This is a genomic window from Humidesulfovibrio mexicanus (assembly GCF_900188225.1).
GTDB classification, from domain to species: Bacteria; Desulfobacterota; Desulfovibrionia; order Desulfovibrionales; family Desulfovibrionaceae; genus Humidesulfovibrio; species Humidesulfovibrio mexicanus.
In genome coordinates this window covers 441,331-466,986 of the sequence record NZ_FZOC01000002.1, presented here as the reverse complement: position 1 = coordinate 466,986, position 25,656 = coordinate 441,331, and the positions used below count along the sequence as shown (strand labels likewise).

The 25,656-nt window shown below is 64.4% G+C and carries 20 protein-coding genes, 1 pseudogene and 1 riboswitch; of the genes and pseudogenes, 5 read left to right on the top strand and 16 right to left on the bottom strand.

Annotated elements, in window-relative coordinates; genetic code table 11:
- Positions 1-276 precede the first annotated feature (276 nt).
- The 3 genes from fdnG (at position 277) to CHB73_RS05855 (ending at position 5,090) form a co-directional block, all read left to right on the top strand.
- Positions 277-3,363, top strand: coding sequence for a formate dehydrogenase-N subunit alpha (gene fdnG, locus CHB73_RS05865; RefSeq protein ID WP_089273052.1), 3,087 nt, complete (start codon positions 277-279; stop codon positions 3,361-3,363).
- Between the two features lie 11 nt (positions 3,364-3,374).
- Positions 3,375-4,109 (top strand): 4Fe-4S dicluster domain-containing protein, encoded by a 735-nt coding sequence (locus tag CHB73_RS05860; protein WP_089273050.1) that lies wholly within the window; start codon positions 3,375-3,377, stop codon positions 4,107-4,109.
- Positions 4,110-4,220: 111 nt separating this feature from the next.
- Positions 4,221-5,090: a formate dehydrogenase accessory protein FdhE gene (locus CHB73_RS05855; RefSeq protein WP_179216918.1), complete on the top strand. Its 870-nt coding sequence runs from the start codon at positions 4,221-4,223 to the stop codon at positions 5,088-5,090.
- Between the two features lie 47 nt (positions 5,091-5,137).
- Here CHB73_RS05855 and CHB73_RS17270 read toward each other — a convergent pair.
- The 4 genes and pseudogenes from CHB73_RS17270 to CHB73_RS05840 all read right to left on the bottom strand — a co-directional run.
- Positions 5,138-5,218, bottom strand: a pseudogene (locus tag CHB73_RS17270) (sulfurtransferase-like selenium metabolism protein YedF); the annotation flags it as partial.
- A 396-nt stretch (positions 5,219-5,614) separates the two neighbouring features.
- Positions 5,615-5,887 carry a hypothetical protein gene (locus CHB73_RS16735; protein ID WP_089273046.1) on the bottom strand — a complete coding sequence of 91 codons (273 nt, stop codon included), beginning with the start codon at positions 5,885-5,887 and terminating at the stop codon, positions 5,615-5,617.
- 2 nt (positions 5,888-5,889) lie between these two features.
- Complete coding sequence (locus tag CHB73_RS05845) at positions 5,890-7,137, bottom strand: MFS transporter (RefSeq protein WP_089273044.1); 1,248 nt, start codon at positions 7,135-7,137, stop codon at positions 5,890-5,892.
- Between the two features lie 41 nt (positions 7,138-7,178).
- A riboswitch (Fluoride riboswitch) is annotated at positions 7,179-7,240 on the bottom strand.
- A gap of 436 nt (positions 7,241-7,676) precedes the next feature.
- Complete coding sequence (locus CHB73_RS05840; RefSeq protein ID WP_179216917.1) at positions 7,677-9,278, bottom strand: caspase family protein; 1,602 nt, start codon at positions 9,276-9,278, stop codon at positions 7,677-7,679.
- Positions 9,279-9,579: 301 nt separating this feature from the next.
- Between CHB73_RS05840 and fdhD the strand changes: the two genes are divergently transcribed.
- Positions 9,580-10,368: a formate dehydrogenase accessory sulfurtransferase FdhD gene (gene fdhD / locus CHB73_RS05835; protein WP_089273040.1), complete on the top strand. Its 789-nt coding sequence runs from the start codon at positions 9,580-9,582 to the stop codon at positions 10,366-10,368.
- Positions 10,369-10,384: 16 nt separating this feature from the next.
- Here fdhD and CHB73_RS05830 read toward each other — a convergent pair whose 3' ends face one another.
- From CHB73_RS05830 to CHB73_RS05775, 12 genes are all read right to left on the bottom strand, one after another.
- Complete coding sequence (locus CHB73_RS05830; protein WP_089273038.1) at positions 10,385-11,239, bottom strand: alpha/beta hydrolase; 855 nt, start codon at positions 11,237-11,239, stop codon at positions 10,385-10,387.
- Positions 11,240-11,299: 60 nt separating this feature from the next.
- On the bottom strand, positions 11,300-11,953 hold the full coding sequence (gene rpe / locus CHB73_RS05825) for a ribulose-phosphate 3-epimerase (protein WP_089273036.1): 654 nt from the start codon (positions 11,951-11,953) through the stop codon (positions 11,300-11,302).
- Between the two features lie 16 nt (positions 11,954-11,969).
- The gene (ahbA, locus tag CHB73_RS05820; protein WP_089273034.1) at positions 11,970-12,428 is read right to left on the bottom strand and encodes a siroheme decarboxylase subunit alpha; all 459 of its coding nucleotides are present in this window, start codon (positions 12,426-12,428) and stop codon (positions 11,970-11,972) included.
- Entirely contained in the window at positions 12,428-13,621 is a 1,194-nt protein-coding gene (ahbD, locus tag CHB73_RS05815; RefSeq protein WP_089273032.1) for a heme b synthase, read from the bottom strand. Before ahbD ends, ahbA begins: the two co-directional genes overlap by 1 nt.
- A 6-nt stretch (positions 13,622-13,627) precedes the next feature.
- Entirely contained in the window at positions 13,628-14,614 is a 987-nt protein-coding gene (gene hemB, locus CHB73_RS05810) for a porphobilinogen synthase (protein ID WP_089273030.1), read from the bottom strand.
- 91 nt (positions 14,615-14,705) lie between these two features.
- Positions 14,706-15,890 (bottom strand): 12,18-didecarboxysiroheme deacetylase, encoded by a 1,185-nt coding sequence (ahbC, locus tag CHB73_RS05805; protein ID WP_089273028.1) that lies wholly within the window; start codon positions 15,888-15,890, stop codon positions 14,706-14,708.
- Positions 15,891-16,026: 136 nt separating this feature from the next.
- Positions 16,027-17,172, bottom strand: a complete 1,146-nt coding sequence (locus CHB73_RS05800) for an OmpA family protein (protein ID WP_089273026.1) — start codon at positions 17,170-17,172, stop codon at positions 16,027-16,029.
- A gap of 98 nt (positions 17,173-17,270) precedes the next feature.
- Entirely contained in the window at positions 17,271-17,624 is a 354-nt protein-coding gene (locus CHB73_RS05795) for a hypothetical protein (protein WP_089273024.1), read from the bottom strand.
- 4 nt (positions 17,625-17,628) lie between these two features.
- The gene (locus CHB73_RS05790; RefSeq protein ID WP_179216916.1) at positions 17,629-18,747 is read right to left on the bottom strand and encodes a YIP1 family protein; all 1,119 of its coding nucleotides are present in this window, start codon (positions 18,745-18,747) and stop codon (positions 17,629-17,631) included.
- A gap of 119 nt (positions 18,748-18,866) precedes the next feature.
- Entirely contained in the window at positions 18,867-20,057 is a 1,191-nt protein-coding gene (locus CHB73_RS05785; RefSeq protein WP_089273022.1) for a glycosyltransferase family protein, read from the bottom strand.
- The gene (locus tag CHB73_RS05780; protein WP_089273020.1) at positions 20,054-21,133 is read right to left on the bottom strand and encodes a glycosyltransferase family 4 protein; all 1,080 of its coding nucleotides are present in this window, start codon (positions 21,131-21,133) and stop codon (positions 20,054-20,056) included. Before CHB73_RS05780 ends, CHB73_RS05785 begins: the two co-directional genes overlap by 4 nt.
- A complete protein-coding gene (locus CHB73_RS05775) occupies positions 21,130-23,697 on the bottom strand; it encodes a PEP/pyruvate-binding domain-containing protein (RefSeq protein ID WP_179216915.1) in 2,568 nt (855 codons plus the stop codon). Before CHB73_RS05775 ends, CHB73_RS05780 begins: the two co-directional genes overlap by 4 nt.
- Positions 23,698-23,992: 295 nt before the next feature.
- Between CHB73_RS05775 and CHB73_RS05770 the strand changes: the two genes are divergently transcribed.
- Entirely contained in the window at positions 23,993-25,654 is a 1,662-nt protein-coding gene (locus tag CHB73_RS05770) for a sensor histidine kinase (protein ID WP_089273016.1), read from the top strand.
- Positions 25,655-25,656: the final 2 nt, after the last annotated feature.

Sequence of the window (25,656 nt, the reverse complement as noted above, 5' to 3'; positions counted from 1 at the left end):
TATCCGTGGAGGAGACCATGAACACACCGTCCAACGCCCACAGCTCCACACCCGGCAGGCCTTGCCGTCCGTGCTTATCCGCACGACCACAGCGCTTGCCGCTGGCCATTGGTCGCGCACCCGCCGCGCACCCGAGGACCACGGCATGAGCCGTGACCACTCGGGCGCAGGTCGCGCCCGCAGCACCTCGAACTCCCGCAGGCCTTGGCCTGCTGCTCCGGTTTTGCCGGGAGACGCGGGGGGGCTGAGACTTTCACCCAAACCCCAGGAGGCATCATGACGCTCACACGCCGAGGGTTCATCAAACTCTCCGCAACCGCCGCCCTCACCACCGCGTTCAGCGGCATTGGCTTTGCGGCCAAACCGGCAAAGGGCAAGCCCGCTGCAGGCACCCCAAAAGTCGATCGAATCGCCCAGCTCAAGCCCGAATGGAGCAAGCAGACCACGACAATCTGCTGCTACTGCGCTGTCGGCTGCGGCCTCATCGTCAACACCGCCCTTGAGGGCACCAAGCGCGCCATCAACATCGAAGGCGACCCGGACCATCCCATCAACGAGGGTGCGCTGTGCCCCAAGGGCGGCAGCATCTACCAGCTGACCGAAGGCACGCCTGGCCAGCCGAATCCGCGCCTGCAAAAGGTCATGTACCGCAAGCCCTACGGCACCAAGTGGGAGGAAAAATCCTGGGACTGGGCGCTGGAGCGCATCGCCAAGAACATCAAGCGCGACCGCGACGCAACCTTTGCTCTGAAAAACGCCAAGGGCCAGACCGTCAACCGCTGCGAAGGGCTGGCCTCGGTCGGCTCCGCAGCCTTTGACAGCGAGGAGTGCTGGGCCTACCAGGCCTTCCTGCGCTCCCTCGGCCTGACTTTCATCGAGCATCAGGCACGTATCTGCCACAGCGCCTCGGTAGCGGCCTTGGCCGAAACATTTGGCCGTGGGGCCATGACCAACCATTGGATCGACATCAAGAACAGCGATTGCATCCTGATCATGGGCAGCAACGCGGCCGAGACCCATCCCATCTCCTTCAAGTGGATCACCCGCGCCCAGGAGAAGGGAGCCACCGTCATCCACGTGGACCCGCGCTTCACCCGCACCAGCTCAAAGGCGGACATTTACGCCCCTCTGCGCTCCGGCACGGACATCGCCTTCCTGGGCGGCATGATCAACTACATCCTTGAGAACGACTTGATCTTTAAGGAGTACGTGGTCAACTACACCAACGCATCCTTCGTCGTGGGCAAGGCCTTCGACTTCAAGGACGGCATGTTCAGCGGCTTCGACGAGGCCACCGGCAAGTACGACAAGAGCAAATGGGCCTTTGAGCTGGACGCCAGCGGCGCGCCCAAGCGCGACAACACCCTGGCCAACCCGCGCTGCGTGTACCAGTTGATGAAGAAGCACTACAGCCGCTACACCATCAAGAACGTGACCAGCATCACCGGCACCCCGGAAGACAAGCTGCTCGCGGTCTACAAGGCCTACTCGGCCACGGGCAAGCCGGACAAGGCGGGCACGGAGCTGTACGCCATGGGCTGGACCCAGCACACAGTGGGCGTGCAGAACATCCGCACCATGAGCATCATACAGTCTCTGCTGGGCAATATGGGCGTGGCTGGCGGCGGCGTGAACGCGCTGCGCGGCGAAGGCAACGTTCAGGGGTCCACGGACCAGGCCCTCTTGTACCACATCATCCCCGGCTACATGCCTACCCCAAGTACAGCCCAGCCCACGCTGGACGACTACCTGAAGCTGATCAAGCCCGTGTCCAAAGATCCCAAAAGCATGAACTGGAAAAAGAACTACGGCAAGTACGCCGTGAGCCTGCTCAAGAGTTTCTACAAAGACGCCGAACCCGCCACGGCCTACAACTGGATGCCCAAGCTCGACGCCGGACAGAACGCCTCCTGGCTGGTGCTCTTCGATGAGATGTTCAAGGGCAAGTTCAAGGGCTTCTTCGCCTGGGGCATGAACCCTGCCGTCTCTGGCGCGGACTCCAACAAGACCCGCCAGGCCCTGGCCAAGCTCGACTGGATGGTCAACGTCAACATCTTCGACAACGAGACCGGCAGCTTCTGGCACGGTCCGGGCATGGACCCGGCCAAGGTCAAGACCGAGGTCTTCATGCTGCCCTGCGCAGTGTCCACCGAGAAGGAAGGCTCCATCACCAACTCGGGCCGCTGGATGCAGTGGCGCTACCAAGGCCCCAAGCCCTTGGGCGACGCCCGTCCCGATGGCGAGATCATCTACGAGTTGGCCCAGAAAGTGCGCGAGCTGTACAAAAAGGAAGGCGGCGCGTTCCCCGAGCCTGTGCTGAACATGAACTGGGAAGACATGGGCAACGGGCACGAGTTCGATGTCCACAAGACCGCCAAGCTCATCAACGGTTACTATCTGAAGGACGTTGAGGAGAAGCAGCCCGACGGCTCGGTGAAGGTCTACAAGAAGGGCAGCCAGGTGCAGAGCTTCCTGTTCCTCAAGGACGACGGCAGCACCGCCTGCGGCAACTGGATATACTCCGGCTCCTACGTCGGCCCGGACCCCAAGGACAACCGCGCGGCCAAGCGCTCCAAGGAGCAGACCCCGGCCCAGGCCAACGTCGGCCTGTATCCCAACTGGTCGTGGTCCTGGCCGGTCAATCGCCGCATCATCTACAACCGCGCCAGCGTTGACCAGACCGGCAAGCCCTACAATCCGCAAAAGGCCGTGCTGGCCTGGAACGCGGATGGCAAAAAATGGGACATCGACGTGGTGGACGGCGGCGGTGCGCCGGGCACCGTGCACCCGTTCATCATGCAGCAGCATGGCATGGCCGCGCTCTTCGGCCCCGGCCTGAACGACGGTCCCTTCCCCGAACATTACGAGCCCATGAACTGCCCCGTGACTTCGCACCCGTTCTCCAAGGTGCTGAACAACCCTGCGGCACTCCAGTTCAAGGGAGACAAGTACGCCGTGTGCGACCCGCGCTATCCCTTCGTGTGCAGCACGATCCGCGTGGCGGAGCACTGGCAGACCGGCCTCATGACCCGTTGGCAGCCTTGGTTGCTCGAGGCTCAGCCGCAGATGTTCTGTGAGATGAGCGAGGAACTGGCCGAGCTGCGCGGCATCAAGAACGGCGAGAAGGTCATTCTGGAGAACGGACGCGGCAGCAACTGGGCCATCGCCATCGTGACCAAGCGTTTGAAGCCGATGACAATCCAGGGGGACACGGTGCATCAGGTGTGCATCCCCTGGCACTTTGGCTGGCGCTTCCCCAAAGACGGCGGCGATGCCGCCAACCTGCTGACCTCTGCCGTGGGCGACGCCAACACCAGCATACCCGAATCGAAGGCCTTCATGGTCAACGTGCGGAAAGCCTAAGGAGGCATGTCATGAGTGGTAAGAGCTTCCTCGTCGATCTCACAAAATGCACAGCCTGCCGCGGCTGCCAGATCGCCTGCAAGCAATGGAAAAAACTGCCTGGCGAAAAAACAAAGAACACCGGCAGCTATCAGAATCCGCCGGACTTCGCCTTCAACACCCTGCGCGTGGTGCGCTTCAGCGAAAAGGAAGTGGACGGCCAGATGAAGTGGTTCTTCACGCCGGACCAGTGCCGCCACTGCCTGGAGGCCCCGTGCAAATCCGGCGCGGAATTGCCGGACTCCATCGTCATTGACGAGGCCACCGGCGCGGTCGTCTACACCGACAAGACCGCAAAGGAGAGCTTCGACGCGATTCAGGGCAGTTGCCCCTACAACGTGCCGAGGATGGACAAGAAGAGCAAGGTCATCGCCAAATGCGACATGTGCATCGACCGCGTGAAGGCGGGCAAGCTGCCTGCCTGCGTTCAGGCCTGCCCCACGGGAACTATGAACTTCGGCGACCGCGACGACATGCTGAAGCTGGCCGAAAAGCGTCTTGCCGAGGCCAAGAAGAAGCATCCCAAGGCCCAGCTGGTGGACGCCGACAGCGTTCGCGTCATCTTCCTCACGGCGGATGAACCGAACCTGTACGCCAAAAACCTGATGGCCGACGCGTCGAATGCACCCGCGCGTGCCCCGCGCGAGTACACCCGGCAGGAGCTCTTCGCCGGACTGATGAAGCCGGTTCGGAACATCCTGGGGTAGACCAGACGTAAATCACAGCATCCACCTCCACAGGCAGCCGCTGGCACGGACGTTCCGTGTCGGCGGCTGCCGCCCAACATGCCGCCCGCGTGCAAAGCAAAGGATTCGCAAATGCCAGCCGACCCCCAGGCCGTACCGCCCATTGACAATGATGCCGTGGCGGCGGCGTTGTCCACTATCCGCGCCCAGCAGATCATTCCGGCCGAACTCATCACCCTGGTCGAAGGTGTGATTCTGCTGTCGGAGAGCGCCCGGAAGCAGGCCAAAGTAACGCTGCCAGCGCGGGAGGCCATGGCTTCCGACGAAGAGCTGTTTGCCGGACGCCCGCTGTTGCCGAGCCGGGACTTTCCCTGCGACATGAATCAGGCGCTGGAGCTGTTCCCCCGCCTGCTCGCCCTTATGGCCGACAGTGGCGGAGAGGCCGCCCTGGCGGCGAGGGCGCTTCAAGATGCCGTGGATGCCGGGGAGATTAGCCCTTCCGTGGCCTTGAACGCACGCCTTCATGAAGCGGTTCCCAGGCCGCCAAGGGCGTTGGACTTCGTCACCACCTCGGCCCTTGCTCCGAGTCTCGCGCTCGCGGCGGAGCAATTGGCCAAGCTGGTCCCGGAGAACATGCCCTACGAGCATGGACACTGCCCGCTTTGCGGCAGCCAGCCCCTCATCTCCTTTCTGCGCGGCGCAGAAGGCCAACGCCACGCGGTATGCTCCTTGTGCGCGCATGAGTACCGCATTCGCCGCATCGCCTGTGCCTATTGCGATGAGGCTGACCAGGATAAGCTCAAGCTGTTCCGCGTGCAGGATTATCCGGGCGTACGGGTCGATGTGTGCGACACCTGCAAGGCGTATATCAAGACGCTTGATTACCGCGAGCAGGACGGGAACCCCATTCCATCTTTGGACGACCTGGCGACGGTCGCGCTGGACATCATGGCCCAGCAGCAGGGGTACAGCCGACCCGTGCTCTACGCCTGGGGTTTTTGATGGCCTGACAGTCGAGAAAGAGAGCACGCATTAGCGCTACCTCCATATCAGACCTGGATCACCTTCCCCGCCAGGCCCAGGCTCGTCACCACGTCGAGCATGTTGGTGGTCTCGCCCACGCGCTTCTCCTTTCTGGTTTAAGGGCCGGTTCTGCCGAAGTGTTCCCTGTTCGGCTTCACCGCCAGCTCAGTGTCCTGCACTGCTCGCCTTTGCAGCCTTGGGGCTTGGAGCCGGGACCTTCGCCGTGGCATCTCATGGCGTTGGTGAACGAGGCCAGCCCGAACCATCGCAAGAACAGGGCGTCCGACCTGTACTCCCTGGCCTGGGGTGCGGCTACTTCGCCGGGCGCTCCTTGAACGCCTTCGTCCTCGTGGCATCGCCACGGTTTTCGGTGAGGCTGCTGTGCTGCCTGGCTGCCTCCAAGCCTGAAGCGCCATGTCAGGCCTCAGGCTGGAGATCAGAGGGCCGTAATCCACGGAGTGCAAGTTTTTCCCTTTTCGGTGTGATCACGCGCAGGATCAGATTCAGCGCATCATATGGCAGGCGACCCGCGAGGCCGTTGTGGGCAGCAGGAGCTTCACGCCCGACCTCGCATGGACCTGTTCCCAAATGTCCAGAACCACGTCCCGCAGCGCAGCGACCTCTTCAAGGCTGCACCGCACCTGGCAGCGGCCTGTATCCAGGGCCTGGACGTCGAATCCCGGCAGGAGCTGAGCGACCCGCAAGGCGCTGGCATCGCGCTCCGGGTCAACGGACAGAGCGAATTCTAGGACAAGGGCATGCGTCGGTTCCGGCATGGTCATCCCTCCCTGCCCGCCTTCCCGGCCTTGGCGATGCGCGGGGCCAGGATCAGGCCTGCCACCACGGCGGCCAGGGCCACAGTTCCGCCCAAACGGAACGGCGCGGACGGGCTGACATGGTCCCACAAGAGGCCAGCCACCACGCTGCTTGCCAGGGCGGTGAAGCCCAGGCTCATGTGGAACATGCCCAGCGCAGTTCCCTTGCGCAGCACCGGCACATGGCCGCTGATGAGCGCCTTGCCCACGCCTTCCGTCAGACCCATGGACAGCCCGTACAGCGGGAACAGCCACCAGATGCTGCCCCCATCCGAGACGGAAAAGCCGAAGTACACGGCGGCGTACAGCACCCACCCGCTGATGAGCATGCGCCAACGTCCCATGCGGTCGCTCAAGATGCCCAGCGGATAGGCGGACAGGGCGTAGGTGAGGTTGAAGAGCAGGTAGCCCACTATGACCTGCGTGTCGTCCCAGCCGAGGTTCCTGGCCCGCAACAGGAGCAGCGTGTCGCTGGAGTTGGCGAAGGCGAAGAGCATGAGCAGGCCCAGGGTGAGCCAGTAGGCAGACGAGAACCCAAGCGTGCCTACCGATTTGGCCTGGGCCGTAGCCTCCACGCTGGGCTGTGTGGCCTGCTCCGGCCCAGAATCCACTGTGGAGCAGCCATCGCCAGGATCGTCCGCCCAGCGCAGCTCTCGCAGCCGGAATGAGAGCCAGATGGCGGCCAACCCCGGCAAGCCCGCGATGAGGAAGATGAGCCGGTACTCGCCCGGCAGGAGCTTGAGCAGGAGAAGGGCCACCAGGACGCCCACGATGGCCCCGCCGGTGTCCATCATGCGGTGGAAGCCGAAGGCCCGCCCCGCAATCTTGCAGTCCACGGCGTCCGCGATCATGGCGTCGCGGGCCGTTGTGCGCAGGCCCTTGCCCAGTCGGTCCAGGGCGCGGGAGAGGAACACCATGGGCCACGCATAGGCCAGGGCCATGAGGGGCTTGGACAGGGCCGCCAGCCCGTACCCGGCCCGGATGTAGGGGACGCGCTTGCCCGCCTTGTCGCTGTGCCAACCCGAGAGGCCCTTCATGACGCTGACGATGGCCTCGGCCACGCCCTCGATGAGGCCGAGGACGGCCACAGGCGCGCCCAGGGCCGACACCAGGAACAGCGGGACCACAGGGTAGACCATCTCGGAGGCGAAGTCGGTGAAGAAGCTGATCCAGCCCAGGTTGCGGACCGGCTTGGGAAGCTGTTGTGGCATGGCGTGCCTCCTGCTGTTGCGCGTGGTTCTCCCACGTGGTTCGTACAGCAGGAGTCATCAGCGGCATTCGCGGTTCAAGGGGGACTCCATCCCCTGCGCCCTGTGGGCAAGATCACACTGGCTAAAAACAGGGTGGCTGTCCACAGAAGGACAGCACGAAGCTGGCATTGACCCTCTGCTCGGTTTCAGTCAAAAGACATACGAGGAATCGAACCGTGGTCCATAGAGGGGAACCGCATCCAGGCCTTCCGCTGAAGGCTTTGAGACTGCGGACAGGCCAGCCAACCTGCCCCACAGGGCTGCTACACACGGAGCCTGCTGGAGGCCATTGCGAGCAAGTAATTCCAAGCGCTTAGACAGTCAGCGGGCGTTTCCCTCCGCCTCCACCAAGTCCCTCATTCCGACATGCTGCACAGCCCCCTTCCCGGCGAGGGGGCTTTTGCTTTCTTGGCCCGTCACGTCTGGGAGGCTCCTGGTCGGTCTCTACTCCGCCACGACCAGGCTCATATGCCGCCCAGGGATGATTTCAACAGAATATTCTAACGCACTCCGGCGACCCGCACCATGCGGCCGGGAATGCGTCGCCCAGGCTCACGCGCGCCTTTCTCCGCACATTCGCAAAACAACGGAATCCCATCTTTTCCTGCCACACGCAGGTAACCGACGCACTCCACCACGCGCTCTGCCGGAACGCCGCCAAACCGCTTGCCGATAAAACGCAAGACATCCTCAGCCCGCTGGACCCGGACTTCCTCGCTCAGGCGCACATGCAGATTGCCGTCCTGCATGGCCAGACCCGTCAACCGCATGTCCGAGGCGGGAGATGCGCCTCCGGCCTTCACATCGCCATAGAGGGTATCACCTCCGGGACGAAGCACCAGCAATGGCAAGGAAAGGCCGTCCTCGGTCTCCAGCCGCCACGTCCCGGCCAGCCGGGCAAGTATGGCGGCGCGGTCCTCCACCACAGGCCGTGAATCCGATACGGCGGACGGCGAAACAGCAATTCCGGATTTCCCAGGCCGGGAGGCTACCGCCGCAAGAGGCGGGCTATCCGGAACAGCGCCATGCGCCGTGCTTGCGGAAAGCGCGCCCTTCTCCACCTTGGCCCGCGCCTCGGTCAACGCTTGGCGTTCCTGCTCCAACTTGCGGCGTTCGGCTTCCAGAATGGCGAGTTGCTCACGCAGACGCGCCTCCTGCGGGGCCTGAGCCTGCTTGAGCCGCTGTGCGGCCTCCGCGTCCAGTTGCTGCCTGCGGCGCAAAAGCTCCGCCTTCTCCTGCTCAACCTTGCGCTTTTCGGCCTCAAGCCCGGCGATGTACTCCTTGAGCCTGGCGTCCTGCGCCTGGCGTTGCCGCTCCGCCTGGGCCGCGGCAAGCTGACTTGCCGCCACGGCCGCCTGTCCCTGGGGCTGCCCACCTGCAAGGTAAAAGTACCCCGCCAATGACGAGGACTCCCAGGGCACCTGCTTCTTCCCCGTTTCCCCCATGACGCCGATGCGCACGCGCTTGAACACTTCCTCGATCGGCACTCCGGGCGTGTTGAGATTCTTGAGCAGGTGCTTGGTGTACAGGCCGTTTCTGCCGCCCCCGTCCGAGGCCACCGAGTTCGGAGCCGTGGCGTAGGCCACAAGCGACCCCGTGGGCGCGTCCATGCGGGCCAAGCCCTGGTCCGCCGACCGGAAGCTGCTGGCGAAGGGATTGTTGCGGCAGGCGTCCAGGATGACGATGTTCAGTTCGTTGCCCGCGTCCTCCATCTTGCCCAGCACGCGTCCCGCGTCCACGCACTCGTAACGCGCATCGGATTCGCTGGCCAGGCGCGCCCCGATGGGCACGAGATAGTTGGCGCCATTCACCTGGATGCCGTGGCCGGCATAATAGAATATGCCGACCCCGCCCCCTTTGAGCTTGACGCCGAAGTCTCGGATGGCCTCCTCCATGTTCCGTTGGCCAACGTCCGTTCTGAGCAACACGTCAAAGCCCAGGCGTTCCAACGCGGCGGCCATGTCGCGGGCATCGTTGACGGGATTTTTGAGGGGCTTGCGGTCATAGGCGGAGTTGCCGATGACCAGGGCATGGCGGCCCTCGGCCGCATGTGCGGGCGCACTGAGCAAAAACATGGCGCAAAGCGCAAAAATAAGTCGCATCACTGGACGCATCCGGTCCCCCTTGTCACGATTCGCATCGGCAAAGCCCATGCATCCAGCTATAAATCAGCGCAACGGGCATGGCAATGGCGCGCATTTCCGGCGTGTTGCAGCTGGCAGTTCCACCGGCGAGGCGTCCCGCCGCCCTCACCTGCGAAGCAATGATCGGACCACTCACATGCCTGCAAAAAAAGAATGTGCGCAGCAGCCGCCCCCCCTGGCGCGGCTGTCCGTTTGCATGTACCAATCTGCATGGCCCACCAGGCTGAAACGCCCCCACTTTCCTCAGGCAGGACCGACCATGACCGACGGACTCATGTACGAAATTACGGAATGCAGGGCCAGCGGAGACAGGCGCATGACCATTGAGGCCATCCGCGAGGTGCCCCTCACCATCTATCTGAACGACCGCGAAGTCGTGACGCTTTTGTGTACAGGGAAATACCCGCGACATCTGGCGGTGGGGTTCCTCAAAAGCGATGCGCTCATTTCCGATCCCTCTCAATTGCTTGCTGTGGACGTTCAGGACGAGGGAGCGCGCATCACGGCCAGGGTGTCCGTACGCCACGACCCGTGGGCAGACGGCCGCACCATCCAGCGCTCCATCACCAGCGGCTGCGGCAAGGGAACCAACTTCGACCGCAACGTGGCCACCATCTCCAGGCGAAGGGTCACCTCGGACCTCAAGGTGACTCCGGCGCAGATCCTGGCCCTTGCAACGGAGCTCAAGCGGCGCAGCACCCTGTACGCCCGCACGCGCGGCTGCCACAATTCGTCGTTGTGCATGGCCGAACGCATGTTGCTCTTCCGCGAGGACATCGGGCGGCACAACGCCATCGACATGATCGTTGGCGAATGCTTTTTGGAGGGGATTCCCACGGCGGACAAGATGATCGTCTCCACAGGACGGGTGGCTTCGGAAATTCTGCTCAAGACCGTGCGCATTGGGACGCCGCTCCTGGCGTCCACCGCCGTGGCCACCAGTTTTTCGGTGGAGTTGGCGCGCTCCATCGGCATAACGCTCATCGGCAACATCAAGGAAGACAGCTTCTGGATCTACAGCGACCCCGCCCATATCATCCAGTCGTGACAGCCACGGATTGCGGCTAGGGACACGCCGGAGCGCAAACCATGTCGCGCAGCCACTCGGCGGTCAGGCGCGAGGCTTTTTTCGGCACACCGGCATGGTCGGCCTCCACCTCCTCATACCGGCTCATGCGGTGCGCAGGAGCCTTGGAGAAAGCATAGGCACGGCCCAGGTGGCGCAGGGGATCCCCCAATCCCACCACCCACAACAACGGCAGCGGACTTTTCAAGGCGGCGCAGGAACGCGGCATCACCGCCGCGCCATCGGGGTCGTTGAAGCTTAGATACACTTCCGCGGTAGTGGAAAGGTCGTAGTCCTTGTCCTGGGCGATGTCCGTAAAGAGCGAACGGGCCGTGCGGCCGTTGGTGCTCAACAAATTCCGTGCCTTGCGCACATCGGGCAAGAACACTTCGCGGTGTCGCTCCGGATCGTGCGACGGAGCCAGGGCCACGAGGCCGCACACCCCGCCGCGGCTGGCCGCATAGCCCAGGGCGGCGTTGGCTCCCAGGCCATGGCCGACCAGGGCCACTTGGGTGGCCCCGCCAAGGCGCAGTTCCTCCACCGCCAAGCCGATCTCCAGCAGCGCCTGCTGATAGGTGGCGTCAAAGCCACGACGTCTGGACCAGGGCATCTCCGGAACCAGCACGCTGAACCCGGTGTTGCGCAACTGCCGTTCCAGCTCATCCAGCTGCTTTTCCGGGTGTTCGTTCTTGTCGTGCAGGAGCACCACCCCCAGGCGCTCCTGACAAAACGCCCCATGCGGCGCGGCCGCCACGGCCAGGCCGACAAAAACGAGACAGGCGAAGAAGCGTGCGAGAGGTCGCAGCATGGGGGCTCCGGTGCGTTCCACGTGCCGGAAGAATTCCGACAACATGATAACACCATAGCCACAGCCAATATTTTTGGCAACCAAAAGCAAGGGATGTGAGCAGGTTCAGCCGCCGCAGCGCTCCATGAACTGGCGCAGCCGCCGGTCGTAGGGCGGGTGCCCGAAGAAGGCCGAACCGGACACCAGCACATCGGCTCCGGCGGCGACAAGCTCCGCGCAGTTGTCCAGGGTCACGCCGCCATCCACCTGGATGAGCGTGGAGGCTCCGGCCTGGATGATCATATTCTTGAGTTCGCGCACCTTGTCCAGGCAAAAGGGAATGAACGCCTGTCCGCCGAAGCCCGGGTTCACGCTCATGACAAGGACCATGTGCAGCTGCGGCAACAGGTAGCGCACGGCCTCAAGGGGCGTGGCCGGGTTGAGGGCCACGGCGGGCTTGCACCCGGCCTGCGCGATGGCCGCGCAGGTGCGCTCAAGGTGGTTGGTGGCCTCGACATGCACGCAGATGAGGTCCGCACCGGCCTTGGCGAAGTCATCGACATAGCGGCCGGGCTCGTCGATCATGAGGTGGCAGTCGAAGAACAGGTCGCTGGTCTTGCGCATGGCGGCGATGACCGGCGGACCATAGGTGATGTTGGGCACGAACGAGCCATCCATGACATCCAGGTGCGCCCACTGGACCCCGGCGGCCTTGAGCGCGGCCAGTTCGTCGGCCAGGCGGGCGAAGTCTGCGGAAAGCAGCGAGGGCGAAAGAATCATGGCGTCTCCTTGGCGTCTATTCGGCGGCCTCGCCCATGGCGAAGTCCACCTTGATCTTGAAAAGCTTGCTGGCGGGCAGGTTCATGATCGCCACCCCGGTCTTGTCCGTTATATCGGCCAGGGTATCCTCCACGGCCTCGCTGGAAGGGGCGATGAGGGCGAACCAGACGTTGAACCGGTGATCGCGCAAATAATTGTGCGTCACGCCGGGGTGGCGGTTCACTTCGGCCACGAAGGCGTCAAGCTTGTCCTGGGGCACCTCGGCCCCGCAGAGGGTGCTTTTCCAGCCCAGCTGGCGCGAGCCGAAATTGGCCCCCATGCGGCGGATCACCCCCTCCCCTTTCAGCCTGCGCACCCGGGCGAGAACCTCGGCCTCGGTGAGGCCGACGGCTTCGCCCACCACGGCGTAGGGCCTTGGGTCCAGGGGGAAGTTCGACTGGATGATGTCCAGGATCTCCTTGTCGTAGGCGTCCATCAGCCCTCCTGGCCCTTCTTGGCCAGCCTCGCAGGGGTGTAGGAACACAGCGGTTCCTCGCGCAGATAGCCGCCGCGCATGGTGGCCGCGCGCGCGCGGCAGCCGCCGCAGACCTTCTCGTACTCGCACACGCCGCACTTGCCCTCATACATCTTGGGGTTGCGCAGGTTCAGGAATTCCGGGCTGGAGCGCCATATCTCCGGAAAGGGCGTCTTGCGCACGTCGCCGCAGGGCAGATCCAGATAGCCGCAGGGCTGCACGATGCCCGAGTGCGAGATGAAGCAGAACCCCACCCCGCCCAGGCACCCGCGCGAAACCGCGTCCAGCCCGAAGGTCTCGAAATTGACCGGAACGCCCTCCGCCTTGGCCCGCTGCCGCAAAATGCGGTGGTAATGCGGCGCGCAGGTAGCCTTGAGCTGCATGTTCGTGGTCTTGCGGAAGTCGTAGAACCAGTTGAGCACTTCCTCGTATTCGGCGGCGTTGATGACCTGCGCGCCAAGTTCCGCCGCGCGGCCCGTGGGCACGAGCAGGAAGATATGCCAGGCCGAGGCCCCGAGCCGCTCCGCCAGATGAAAGATATCCTTGAACTGGTGCAGATTGTCCTTGGTCACGGTGGTGTTGATCTGGAATTCCAGGCCAACGGCCTTCAGATGCTCGATGCCCTTCATGGAGGACGCGAAGGCGCCTTTGACGCCACGGAACTCGTCGTGCCCGGCGGCGTCCGGGGCATCGATGGAGATGGAACAGCGCTCGATGCCGAGTTTCTTGATTTTTGCGGCATTCTCCGCCGTGAGCAACGTGCCGTTGGGCGCCATGACGCACCGGAGGCCCTTGCTCTTGGCGTAGGGGATGAGCTCGAAGATGTCGTGCCGCATGAAGGGCTCGCCACCGGTGAAAATGATGATGGGGCTGCCTGCGTCAGGGAAGGTGTCGATGAGGGCCTTGGCCTCCGCGGTGGACAACTCGCCCTCGTAGGGCTCGGGGTGGGCCTCGGCGCGGCAGTGCTTGCAGGCCAAATTGCAGGAGCGGGTCACCTCCCAGGCGATGAGGCGCAAGGGAGGGGTTCCGTCCACGGCGGGGCCTATGGGCTGCTCGCCGGGATGCTTGCCCACGCTGCCGGGGTGCCCTGTGGGATGACCGGGGCGCATGGAGGAAGGGTGGCCGCCGGGATGTCCGTTCATCTGCTCGCTCATGAAACCCTACCTGTTCAGCCAGCGCAGAACGTCTTCCGCGTGGTAGGTGATGATGATGTCTGTCCCGGCGCGCTTGAAGGAAGTCATGATCTCCATGACCATGCGCTCCTCGTCCACCCAGCCGTTCTGCGCCGCGGCCTTGACCATGCTGTACTCGCCGGACACGTTGTACGCGGCGATGGGCGCCTCGAAACTGTCGCGCAACTGGCGGATGACGTCGAGATACGGCAAGCCGGGTTTGACCATGAGGATGTCCGCCCCCTCGTCCAGGTCGGCGGCGGCCTCGCGCAGGGCCTCGCGGCTGTTGGCCGGATCCATCTGATGGGTCTTGCGGTCGCCGAACGTGGGCGTGCTCTCCGCCGCCTCGCGGAAAGGCCCGTAGAAGGCCGAGGCGTACTTCACCGCGTAGCTCATGATGGGCGCGGAGACGAAGCCGCCATCGTCCAGGGCCTCGCGGATGGCGAGAACCCGGCCGTCCATCATGTCGCTGGGGGCCACCATGTCGGCCCCGGCGCGCACGTGGGAGAGCGCGCTCTTGGCCAAAAGCTCCAGGGTGGGGTCGTTCAGGATCTCGCCGCCCTTCTGGACGATGCCGCAATGCCCGTGGGACGTGTACTCGCACAGGCAGACGTCGGTGATGACCACAAGCTCGGGGAAACGGTCCTTCAAACGGCGCACGGCCTCCTGCACGATGCCCTCGTCGGCGTAGGCCTGTGAGCCAAGCTCGTCCTTCACCTTGGGGATGCCGAAGAGCAGGACGCTGTTCAATCCGTTCGCGACAGCGCCCGCAACCTGCTGCTCCAACTGGTCCAGGGAGAGCTGGAACTGGCCCGGCATGGAGCCGATGGGCTTGCGGAAGCCGGGATCGTCGGTCTCGGCCACAAAATAGGGCATCACCAGGTCCGCGGGGCGGATCTCGTTCTCGCGCACCAGCGTGCGCACGCCGGGGCTCATGCGGAGCCTGCGGCCGCGGTGGAAGTCGGATTCGAGCATGGCGGAAGTCTCCTGATAAGACGGCGGCGGGAGTCCGGGCCGGTAAGAAGACTGCGGAGGCCCCCGGCGCCGGAGGCCTCCGCTAGGGTGGCTAGTCTTTCCTGATTTCGTCGTCGGTGAGGTAGCAGGCCGGATCCTGGGCCCACACGTCCCCGTAGTAGGCCTCGGCCCTGGCGCGGAAATTGCCGCCGCAGATGTTCAGGAAACGGCATTCGGCGCAGCGGCCCTTCACGTATGGCTTCTTGTCCTTCAGCTTAGCCAGCAGTTCTATGTTCGGGTCGTCCCAAATTTCGCTGAAGGGGCGCTCCAGGACGTTGCCGAACACGTGCTGCCGCCAGAACTGGTCGGCATGGACCTTGCCGTCCCAGGAAATGCAGCCGATGCCGCGGCCGGTGCTGTTGCCCTCGTTCATCTGCAAAAGCTCCATGACCTCGGCCGCGCGCTTGGGGTCCTCCTTGAGCAGACGGTAGTAGACCAGGGGGCCGTCGGCGTGGTTGTCCACGGTCAGCACCTCCTTGGGGCGTCCCTCGTCAAAGAGCTTGCGCGTTTCATCCATGATGAGGTTCACGACGGCCCGGGTCTCGGCGTGGTCCAGGTCCTCCTTGATGAGTTCCGAACCGCGACCGGAGTAGACCAAGTGGTAGAAGCAGATGCGTGGCACATCAAGTTCGCGAACAATCTCGAAGACCTTGGGCACTTCGACCTGATTGCGCTTGTTGATGGTGAAGCGCAGGCCCACCTTGAGCCCTTCGGCCATGCAGTTTTCCACGCCCTGCAACGCCTTTTTGAAGGCGCCGGGAACGGCGCGGAACTTGTCGTGGATCTCCTCGCCGCCATCGATGGAGATGCCCACGTAGGACAGGCCGACCTGCTTGAGCTCGCGCGCCTTCTCCTTGGTGATGAGCGTGCCGTTGGTGCTGATGACCGCGCGCATCCCCTTGCTGGTCGCGTAGCTGGCAAGCTCGACCAGATCCTTGCGCACCAGGGGTTCGCCGCCGGAAAACAGCATGACCGGGGCCCCGTAGGCGGCCAGATCGTCGATGATGACCTTGGCCTGGTCCGTCGAGATGTCGTCGGTCCCTTCCGGGTTCACGGCTTGGGCGTAGCAATGCACGCATTTCAGGTTGCAGCGCTTGGTCATGTTCCAAACGACGACGGGTTTTTTGTCCGCCGAAAATTGCAGCAGGTGCGACGGCAGTTTTCCGGACTGCCGATTGTAGCGCAGGGCGTCGGAAGCCTCGACGGCTCCGCAATAGAGCTTCGATATGCCGATCATGTGAACCTCGTTCGTGAAAACGTTTGGTGTCGCGAAGGGCGATTGCTACCACAATCGAGCCCGCGCGCAAAGCCGAAAAAAGGGCGGCCTGCGCCGCCCTTGATAGGAATCCTTGCCGGAAAGGTAAAGAAGAAATCTAGCCATCCCCGTCCAGACGGACCTCAACCCTTCGATTCCTCTGCCTGTTTTGTGGCGTTGTATTGGGCACAAGGGGCTTGCTTTTCCCAAAGCCGACCGTGCGCATGACCGCTTGGTCTACGCCGCCCTTTTGCGCCAAATACGCTTTCACGGATGCGGCACGGCGCTCGCTGAGCTTCTGGTTGTACTCCTCGGTGCCCACGATGTCGCAATGCCCGGAGATGACGACCTTGCGCCCGCGCAGGGCCTTGGACTTGAGCGCCGTGGCCAACTCATTCAGCAAACCGTACGATTCCGGGCGGATGCGCGCGGAGTCGAAATCGAACTCGATTTTGAGGCGCAAACCATCCGTACCGCCGCCGGAAATGCCGTCGCCCATGGCCGCCGAACTGCCGCCACCGGAACCTCCGCCGCCACCGGAACCTCCGCCGCTGCCGGAGCCTGCGCCGCTGCCGAGTATAGCGCGCGTCATGGCCTGGGAGGTGACCACGAAGCCGAGATCCTCGTCCGTGGGCGGGGCCCACGACTTGAGCGGTACGGCCATGTCCTGGGCGATGGAAGCGAGGGCCTCAGCCAGGGGCGAATCCGAAAGCCTGGTCTCGATGGTGAACAGAATCCAGTCCTGGGTGCGCTTGGCGTTCACGCGCGCGCTCTGGTCCATGGAGAACAGCAGCGCCCCGCCCTTGGTCTCGTAGATGCGAATTTGCAGGGTGATGGCGCTGGAATCCACCGAGCCGCCGGTGATGAGGTAGGGCACGATGCCCACGACCACGAGATCGGCCCCGGCGGCACGGGCCACGTTGATGGCCTGCTCGGGTCCACGGTACACTAGCTGCGAATCGTAGGCCAGGGTGGGAAACACCTCCAGCCCGGTCCAGGTCTGATGGACGATGCGCGCCATTTCGCGCCCCACCAAAAGGTGGTTGTCCATTTTCTGGGCGATCCAGAAGGGATACATGAGCACACGCGGCGAATCCGTCAATCGTGCCTTGGGCCGCACGTTGACGGCCAGACGCGACTTCTCAACCGGTGCGTCGCGGTAGACCTTGGTCTGCTGCGTGACGCCCGGCTCCACGTGGGCGCAGGCCGCAAGGGCAAGCGCGGCCAGCGCGGCCAGGCAAAAAGCGCGGACGATCTGCTTCATGGCGGCTCCAGATACTGACAATGTTTGCGGCCGAGCGCGCCGGATTCCCGACGCTCGCACCGGCCCCGCCAGACAGAAAGCAAGATGCGTACCGAAGCTTATTGCAGGGTCCGGGTGGGCACGGGCACCTGGCCCATGACGCGCAGCAACTGCTCACGCGAGCGCACAAGGCCTTTGCGCAACTGCTGGCGCTGGCCAGGATCCAAACGGCGGAACTCAGGCGTGGCGGCTATGGCCGTCAGGCGGTCCATCTCCTCAAGCACTGCGCGTATGCGCGCTTGCAGCTTGCGCTCCGGCGGACACACGCGGCAGGCGGCCTCGGCCAGGGTGCGCACCTCGACGGCAAGGCGCAGAAGCCCGCCGGGGTTCTGCTCACGCATGGCCCTGCGCGCCGTGCACAGCGCGCGCCACGTGCGCACCAGCCAATGCAGCACCCGGCGCTCGCCGCCCATGGCCTCACCCCGCCTGAACCAGGCCCTGCATCAGGCCGACGAGCGCGGCCAGCAGCAGCAGGATGGGCACGAACACGGCGAACATGGAGGCGGCCATGCTGGTGCGGTGGACAACCTTGAGGCCGAGGATCGTGAGGACGATGCTCCAGATGCCGCCCACCAGCGGCCCCAAGACGGGGAAGATGCCCAAAGCCAGAGGCGCCGCGGAATAGCACAGCACGCGGAAGGTGGCCTCGGCCCCGGCGCCGCCGGAACGCAGCAGGCGCAGCAACAAATGGACCACGCCGGTCATGAGCATGAGCCGCAGCACCAGCAACAGCGGGTAGACGACGAGGAGCAGCACGGGCGCGGCTCCCGATGCTCCAAGCCCCATTTGCATAAGCTCTGGGCTGCCAATATACTGGGCCGTGGCTCCGATGCCCGCCAAGCTCCAGACATACTGGCAGGCCACCATGAACTCGGCCAGCAGCACGTGAAAGATGAGCGGTTTGGCCATGCCGTCGGCCACGGGCATGGCGCGGAAGAACTCTCCGGGCTTGGTCAGCAATGTCCGTATGGTTGCCCACAGGCCGGAAAAAAAGCCATGGCGGGGGAGATCCTCGAAGGGCACGGGCGAACCCGTTGATTTTGGCGCTCCGGGTTCGGGCCAAGACTGGCCGCCTGCGCCGCTTGGACCAAAGGACGGGCTGGACGGAGCTTCCGATGCCGGGCCAGGGGCCGGGCCGGATGAAGGGCCAAAGCTTCCGGTGGTGTCGACGCCGCCCTCCCGTTTCGGCGAAGCCGGGAATTCCGGCCCTGGCGTCGCCTGGGCCTGGTCATCCTGGTCCGGCCGAAGCGCATCGGCTCCGGGGGCATCCAAAGATTTGCCCGGACGGCTGTCCTGCAACCGCTTCCAGGCTGCGGCAGCGGCTGCGCGCTGGGCGGCCATGGGGTCGGCGGGAGCATCGACAGGCGTCCCCAGGCCCTGCTCTCCCTGCCTCGCGGCGGCAGCTTGGCCAGCGTGCGGGGCGCCGGGCGCGCCCGCCTCCGGCTCCAGATCATCCACCACACGAAAGCGAAACTTGTGCGCGCACTTGGGGCAGGTGGCCATCTGGGCGCGCGGGGGTATCTTGCTCTCGTCCACTTCCCGTGCAAACCCGCACAAGGGGCAAAGAATCCGCATCCGTGGTCCTTCCGGTGTTGACGTTGCTGTAGAAAAAACAGTCTAGACGCTTCGCGCAAGGGAAGCAAGCTTCGGCGCACTCACGCCATCGCGTCTGGAAGCAAGAGCCCCCTGGGCAGCATCGTCCGATGCGACGTCAGCAGCGAACGGGGCACGCTCGGATACTCCGCGCTCAGCGTATGGCGCACGCTTCCCGCAGCGGCCTCGTCGAATCCCTCCAGCTTGCGGCGAATTTCCGCCTCCCCCTTGCGCAGGCGGCTCAAGTGCTCAATCTCCAGGTCCAGCGACACGGCCTGACGCCCGGCAAGCCCGGTAAGCCGCTCATGCACCGAGCCGACGTAAGACAGGCCAGGCGCGCGGCGGAACAAGCGCAGCTGCACGTCCGGCCAAAGGCCATACCCAGCAAGGGCGCGGCCCGGGGTCGGGTAGACCGTCACGCGGGGCAGATGCCAAGCGCAAATGTCTGGGTAGGCACACAAAAGCGGCAAAGCCGCCCAATCAATATCCGACAGCCGCTCGTCAGCATCCAGGCTGAACACCCAGTCTCCCGTGCAGGCGGCAAGCATGGCGTTGCGCTGGGCCGCGAAGTCGCGGGCCAAGGGCCGGGCCGTCTGCCAAACGGGAAACGCGCGCGGGAGATTCATGGAAGGCAGGTGCTCCGCATCCCAGACCAGAACCAGCTCATGCAGCCAGGGCGGCAACTGGGCGAAAAAGCACTGGAGTTCCGGCTCGGCTGGCGAAACGATTGCGGCCACCGAAAGACGCGGCGCAGGGACTTGCGGCGGCGGCCCCAAAAGCCGTGACCGGCAGAGCAGGGTCTCCAGCGTCCGCAGCCGGACCTTGCGGGCCGGGTCCAGTTCAGGATTGGGCAGCACAAAAAGGTCATCGAGCCGGATTGCGGCACGGTCGAACAAAAACAGCAGCGCCCAGGGGGAGGCGTCCAGGGCGAGCCGCGCCCCGCCTTCGCGCCGCCACCAGCCAAGCCGACCTGCCCGGGACAGGCTTCTGGCCAATTCCACGTCCTGTTCGCACACCACCAGCGCCCCGTGGGGCAGCGATGAGGCCAGGGCTTTGGCCACGAAGCCCGACCCCAGTCCAAGCAACGCCATGTGCTTCCTGCCCGAACGGGCAAAAGCCGCCAGGCAACGGGCGATGATGCGCTCCATGGCGTCCGGCGCGCCCTGATCGGGCGGAACGGCCTCCGCAGCATCCTTAAACCCGAAGGAGAGCACCTCGGCCGCATACTCGAAAAGCGGATCGTCCACGCTCATGCTCCCTCCCTCTTGCGCGCCAGTAACTCCTCGTACAGGTCGCCAAGCCTGCCCGCGATGTCCTGAGCGCGGTACAGCCGCCGGGCTTTATCCCGCCCGGCGAGACCCATGGCGCGCGCCTCGGCGGAATTCTCAAGCAGACGTCGCACGCAGGCCGCGTACTCCTCGGCGGTTTCCGCCACAAGTCCGGTGACACCGTGCTCCACAAGCTCCACCTGCGCGTTGTCGCGCTCCTCGCGGCTTGGATGCGTCACCACGGGCAGGCCGCAGGCCATGGCTTCGGCGATGACCAGTCCGAAGCTCTCACCCGCGTCGTTGGCGTGGGCCAGCACGGCAAGTCCTCCATAGAATCCGGCGAGCTCGGCGTCCGTGGACAGCGGCGGCAGAAACTCCACATGGGGCGAAAGACCGTGCGCACGCACAAAGGACATGGCCTCGGGGACGCCGCCCACCACACGGTAGCGGAACCCCGGCGTTGCGCGCGCCAGGATGGGCAGAATCTCAAGGGCCAGACGCGACCACTTGCCGGGATCGGCCCGGGAAATGCGGCCGACGACCGGCTCGGAAGGCTGCGGTCCATCGGGCAGGGCGGCGGCGAAAAAATCCGTGTCCACTGGGTTGTAGAGCACCCCGTAGCGGGGCCAGGAAACAGCAACGCCCGTATGCCTGGCGTAGCGCTCGGCGCAGAAATGCGAAACGAACAGGTGCGTGTCGATGACGCTCCCCGAAGGCGAGGGGTCGTGTCGGCCGAAAACATTGGTCTCCACCACCAGGACAGGGTTCCTGGCTGCGTAGTCCCGCACTGGGCGGAGGAACTCCGGTTCCGGCCAGCCCGCCCGGTGCAGATGCACCACCTGCGGGCGAAAGACGGACAATGCACGGCCAAGATCCATGCCCACGAAGGTGGCGCTGCCGCCCTGGCGGATCTGCGCGGCGCGGGGGCCGTCCTCCGGGCTGTGGACGGCGGTTTCGAAGCGGTCCCTGTCCAAATGCGCAAGAAACGACTGGGCGACCTTCTCCGTGCCGCCAAGCCCCAGGGACTTGAGCACATGGAGCACCCGCACCCGTCCGCTCATGCCTTGCCCCCGGCTTTTGCCCAGCCCTGGCACGCCTGCGGAAGGGGAAAGGGAACCGCCAATATGGCCGTGATGTCGGACAGCAACTTGTCGCGCATGGCATCGGCCGCTCCCCTGTCGGCCATGGCCATGTCCAACTGTCTCGTGTGCACCAGCAGGTAGCCAAGGATGCGCAGCCTGTCGAGGATGAAGCCATGGTCGCGGCTCTCCGCCTTGGCGAAAAGGTTGTCGCCGCGCACCTTGGCGTGAAAGCCGTGCCGCTCCAGCACATCGGCGATAAGCTCGGCGCGCAGCACCCGGCGGCCCGCGTCCGCCGCGCCGCCGCTGAACTTGAATCCGGCGTAGGAATCAAAGTCGCCATCGGTGAGCATGGATTCAATGGTCGTGAAATGGAAACCGAAACGCGAGCTCAGGCAGGCGTAGCGGCTGGAGATCATGAACACGTTGCGGTCGCTGAATCCCCCCGGTCCGCCTTCGGCCAGCTCGGGGTTCATGGTGGCTTCAAGGAAGACGTTCATCATGCCGCGCGCGCTTGCCGGCGGGGGCCCGGCCCAAGGCACCGCGCAAATGCCCGCCCAGATGGCCAGCATGGGCGCGCTGGAGATGTCGGCAAGGTGGACGAACCGTTCCGGCACCGGGCCGGTGAAACCGTCGTCCAGGTTGACCACCCACCACTGCATGGGCACTTCGCACGCCAGCTGCTTGCTGGCCTGGCTGGCCAGACCGCTGCGCGCGCCGAAGTCGAACATGTCGCGCACGCTCATCTCGTGGGCATAGCGGGTGATGTCGTGGTAGGTGGAGCAGTTTTCCGGCCGGAACTCCGGCGACTCAGGATCCGTAAGGTTCAAGGGCAGCACAAGCCGTGAAACCTCGCGCAGGCATTCAAACACGGGGCTGCCCGCCATGACCGTCGCCCGCGGCGCCTGCTTGGACAACAACGCATCCACGCGGCCCGCATAGATGCGTCGCCCCAACGCGTCCACCGTCACCTCGACGCCCTCGGACAGCGCATCCGCCGCGCCAGGAACATCAAAAAGCGCAGGCACCCCGAACTCGCGCGCGACATTGGCCAGATGCCCGGTGATGCCCCCCTGCTCCGCCACAAGAGCTGCGGCGCGCGGCAACAACGCCGCCCAGCGCGGCAAGGCCATGGGAACCACAAGCACGGCCCCGTCGGGAAAGCGCAGGGCGTCGATCTCTTTTCTCGCCACGAATACCGGCCCGGCCCCGGCTCCGGCGCAGGCGGCCGCTCCACCGGCGAGAAGCTCCGTGGCGCCAGGAACGGCGCGTCCCGTTGGAATGCCGGTCGCGTCCGGGGCGGCCAAGGCAAGCGGACGGCACTGCAACAACTGCACGCGCCCGGCCGGGTCCACAGCCCACTCGATGTCCTGCGGCCCCCCGTAGGCGCGCTCCAATCCATCAGCAAAGCGAGCCAGCTCCAGGGCTTGCGCATCGGTGAGCGAAGGCTCCGCCGCCAATTCGGCAGGCAGGACCTCGCGCCGAAGGCCCTCGCCTTGGTCCGGCACGGTCCGCTCGGCCTTGGTCTTGATCTCGCGCTCGCGCAGGGCGAAACCGTCCCCGGACACGCGCTCGACCACGAACAGATCGGTTGGCGTGGTGCCGTCCACCACGGCGGTGGGCAGCCCCCATACGGAGTTGATGACCACGGCAGGATCGCGGGGGGCCAGCGGGTTGCGCGAATACATGACCCCTCCTGCGCGGGCGTCCACCAGCTCCATGCAGCCCACGCACATGGCCACATCCTCGTCGCGGATGCCCCGGTTCAGCCGGTAGGTGATGGCGTGCAGAGTGTGCTTGCTGGCGACGATCTCCTTGTAGGCGTCGAGCAGGCCTTCTTCGGGCACATTCAGGATGCTCTTGAATTGCCCGGCAAAGGTCGTTCCGGCCGCATCCTCGCCCAGGGCGCTGCTGCGCAGCGAAACCCTCACCGTTGCGCCGCCCAGTTCCTCGCGCAGGCAGGCATAGGCCCCGCGAATGGCGTCGGCCAGGGGTGGCGGCACCTGGGCGGCCATTATGCTCTGGCGGATTTCCGAGGAAACGCGAAACCGCGCGGCCACAGCCTCGGCATCGCCCGGTGCGGCGTCTTCGGGCAGGGATTGCAGACGGGCGTTGATTTCGGCCTGCAGGTCGCCTGCGGCCATGAAGGCCTCGTACCCTGCGGCCGTGACCACGAACCCCGCGGGAACCGGCAGGCCAAGGGAGGTGCGCATGTCGGCGAGATTGGCCATCTTGCCGCCCACAAGGTCGGCGGCATGGCGGTCGATGCGGGACACATCAAGGACCAGGGGCGCGGCTTGCCGCCCGGCCTTGCGGGAAAGGATGGCGTCAATCTCGGCTTGAATGGACGCGAGTCGGTCGAAAAGCGGCTCGTAGCGGCCGGGCTCCAACTCGGTGAGGGACCGCACGAGCTTGAACACGTTGACGCCAACGGCGGTAGTGTTTGCCCGAATGAAGCTCATGCCGAATATGCGCGATCCTCCGAGCGCCTCCTCAAGATCGCTCATGATCTCAAGCGCCTTGTTGTTGGCCGACAGAAGGCGCATGAAGGCCTGTGAACGGGCGGCGAACAGGGTTCGCAGCTCCTCCTCGCCAGGGGGGGGAGCGCACGCGTCACCGCAAAGGGTCCGCAGAATCCGGCGAAAGAATCCGGGTCGGTCGGCCATGGTTCAGCAATCGCAGATTTGTCTTATCAAGACAAGGGCTCGCGCGCCATGCTTTGGCGTTTCCCCCTTGCATATCGCGCACCCAGAGGGTAATCATGCACCCTGGAAGCGGGTTTCGACGGGCCGTGCGGACGCGACCGCCAGCCCACGCACAGCGCAAAGCGGGGTGGAAGGCATGATCGAAGGTTCGGGCTACACGAAACTGCGCATCAAGATGGTCCTGACCACACTGGGGTTCTCGCTCATTCCGCTGCTCATCCTGGGCTACGCCATCTTCCGCCAGTTCGAATCCGCGCACATTGGCAAGGTGGTGCAACACTTAAGCCACCTTACCGAAAACAAGCGCCGCACCATCGACCTGTTCCTGAACGAGCGCCTCTCGCAGCTCATGGCCATCGCCTATACGCACAAGCTGCAATACTTTCTGGAAGAAGGCACGCTTGAGCGGGTGTTCACCCTCATGCAGGCGCGCAGCAAGTACTACATCGACCTGGGCGTCATCGACCAGGACGGCGACCATGTGGTCTACACAGGCCCGTACCGGGCCATACGCACCGCCAATTACAAGGACGAGGACTGGTTCAACCAGGTCTCGGCCAAAGGCTTCTACATCAGCGACGTGTTTCTGGGCCGCCGCAATTATCCGCACTTCATCATCGCCGTCAGCCGCCGCGAGGGCGACCGCACCTGGATTCTGCGCGCCACCATCGACTCGGACATCTTCGACTCGCTTGTGCAGAGCGACCAACTGGGCACCAACGGCGACGCCTTTTTGCTCAATGCCGACAATGTGCTCCAGTCAAAGCCTCGCTTTGGCCCAAAGCTGCTGCAACGCGTAGACTTCGGATCCTTCCCCAAGTTTTCCGGCGTGCGCACGGAGTCCATCAACGTGGACGGCAAGCCGTTTCTCGTCGGCTTGGCCTGGCTTGAAAACAAGAACTGGCTGCTCGCCATTCGCGACGACCCCTCAGAGGAGCTGATGCCGCTGGCGCGTACGCGCTCCATGGTCTGGCTGCTGCTGGCCGGGGGCTTCTTGCTCATCGCCGGAGGCACCATCCTCACCAGCAACACCATCCTGGGGCAGTTGATGCAAGCGGAACGGGAAAAGGCCGCGCTGAACGCCAGCCTCACCCAGTCGAGCAAGCTCGCGTCCCTCGGCAAAATGGCCGCCGGCGTGGCCCACGAAATCAACAACCCCTTGGCCATCATCAAGGAAGAAGCGGGGTGGATGCGCGACCTGCTGGCCGAGGAGGACATCAAGGCCAGTCCGAATTTCAAGGAATACGAAGGGGCGCTCGCCAAAATCGAACAGCACGTCACCCGCGCCAAGGATGTGACCCATCGACTTTTGGGCTTCGCCCGGCGCATGGACCCCATCCACGAGGATGTGAACATCAACGAGGTCATCAACCAGACCATAACCTTCCTGCAGAACGAGGCGCGGTACCGCGGCATCGAGATCCACACCGGCTTCCAAAAGAACCTGCCGTTCGTGGCCAGCGACTCGTCCCAACTCCAGCAAGTGTTCTTGAACATCATCGACAACGCCATCGACGCCATCGGCAAGGACGGGCATATCCACATCCGCACAATGGCCGTGCACGATCCCGAAGAGGTCATCATCACCATCAAGGACTCCGGCCCCGGCATCCCCAAGGAAAAGCTCGACAAGATATTCGACCCCTTCTTCACCACCAAAAAGGTGGGCGAGGGCACGGGCCTTGGGCTCACCATCAGTTTCAGCATCGTCCAGAAGCTGGGCGGACGCATCACGGTGGAAAGCGAGGAAGGCCACGGGGCCACCTTCATCATCGGTCTGCCGCTGAACAAAGACTAGCC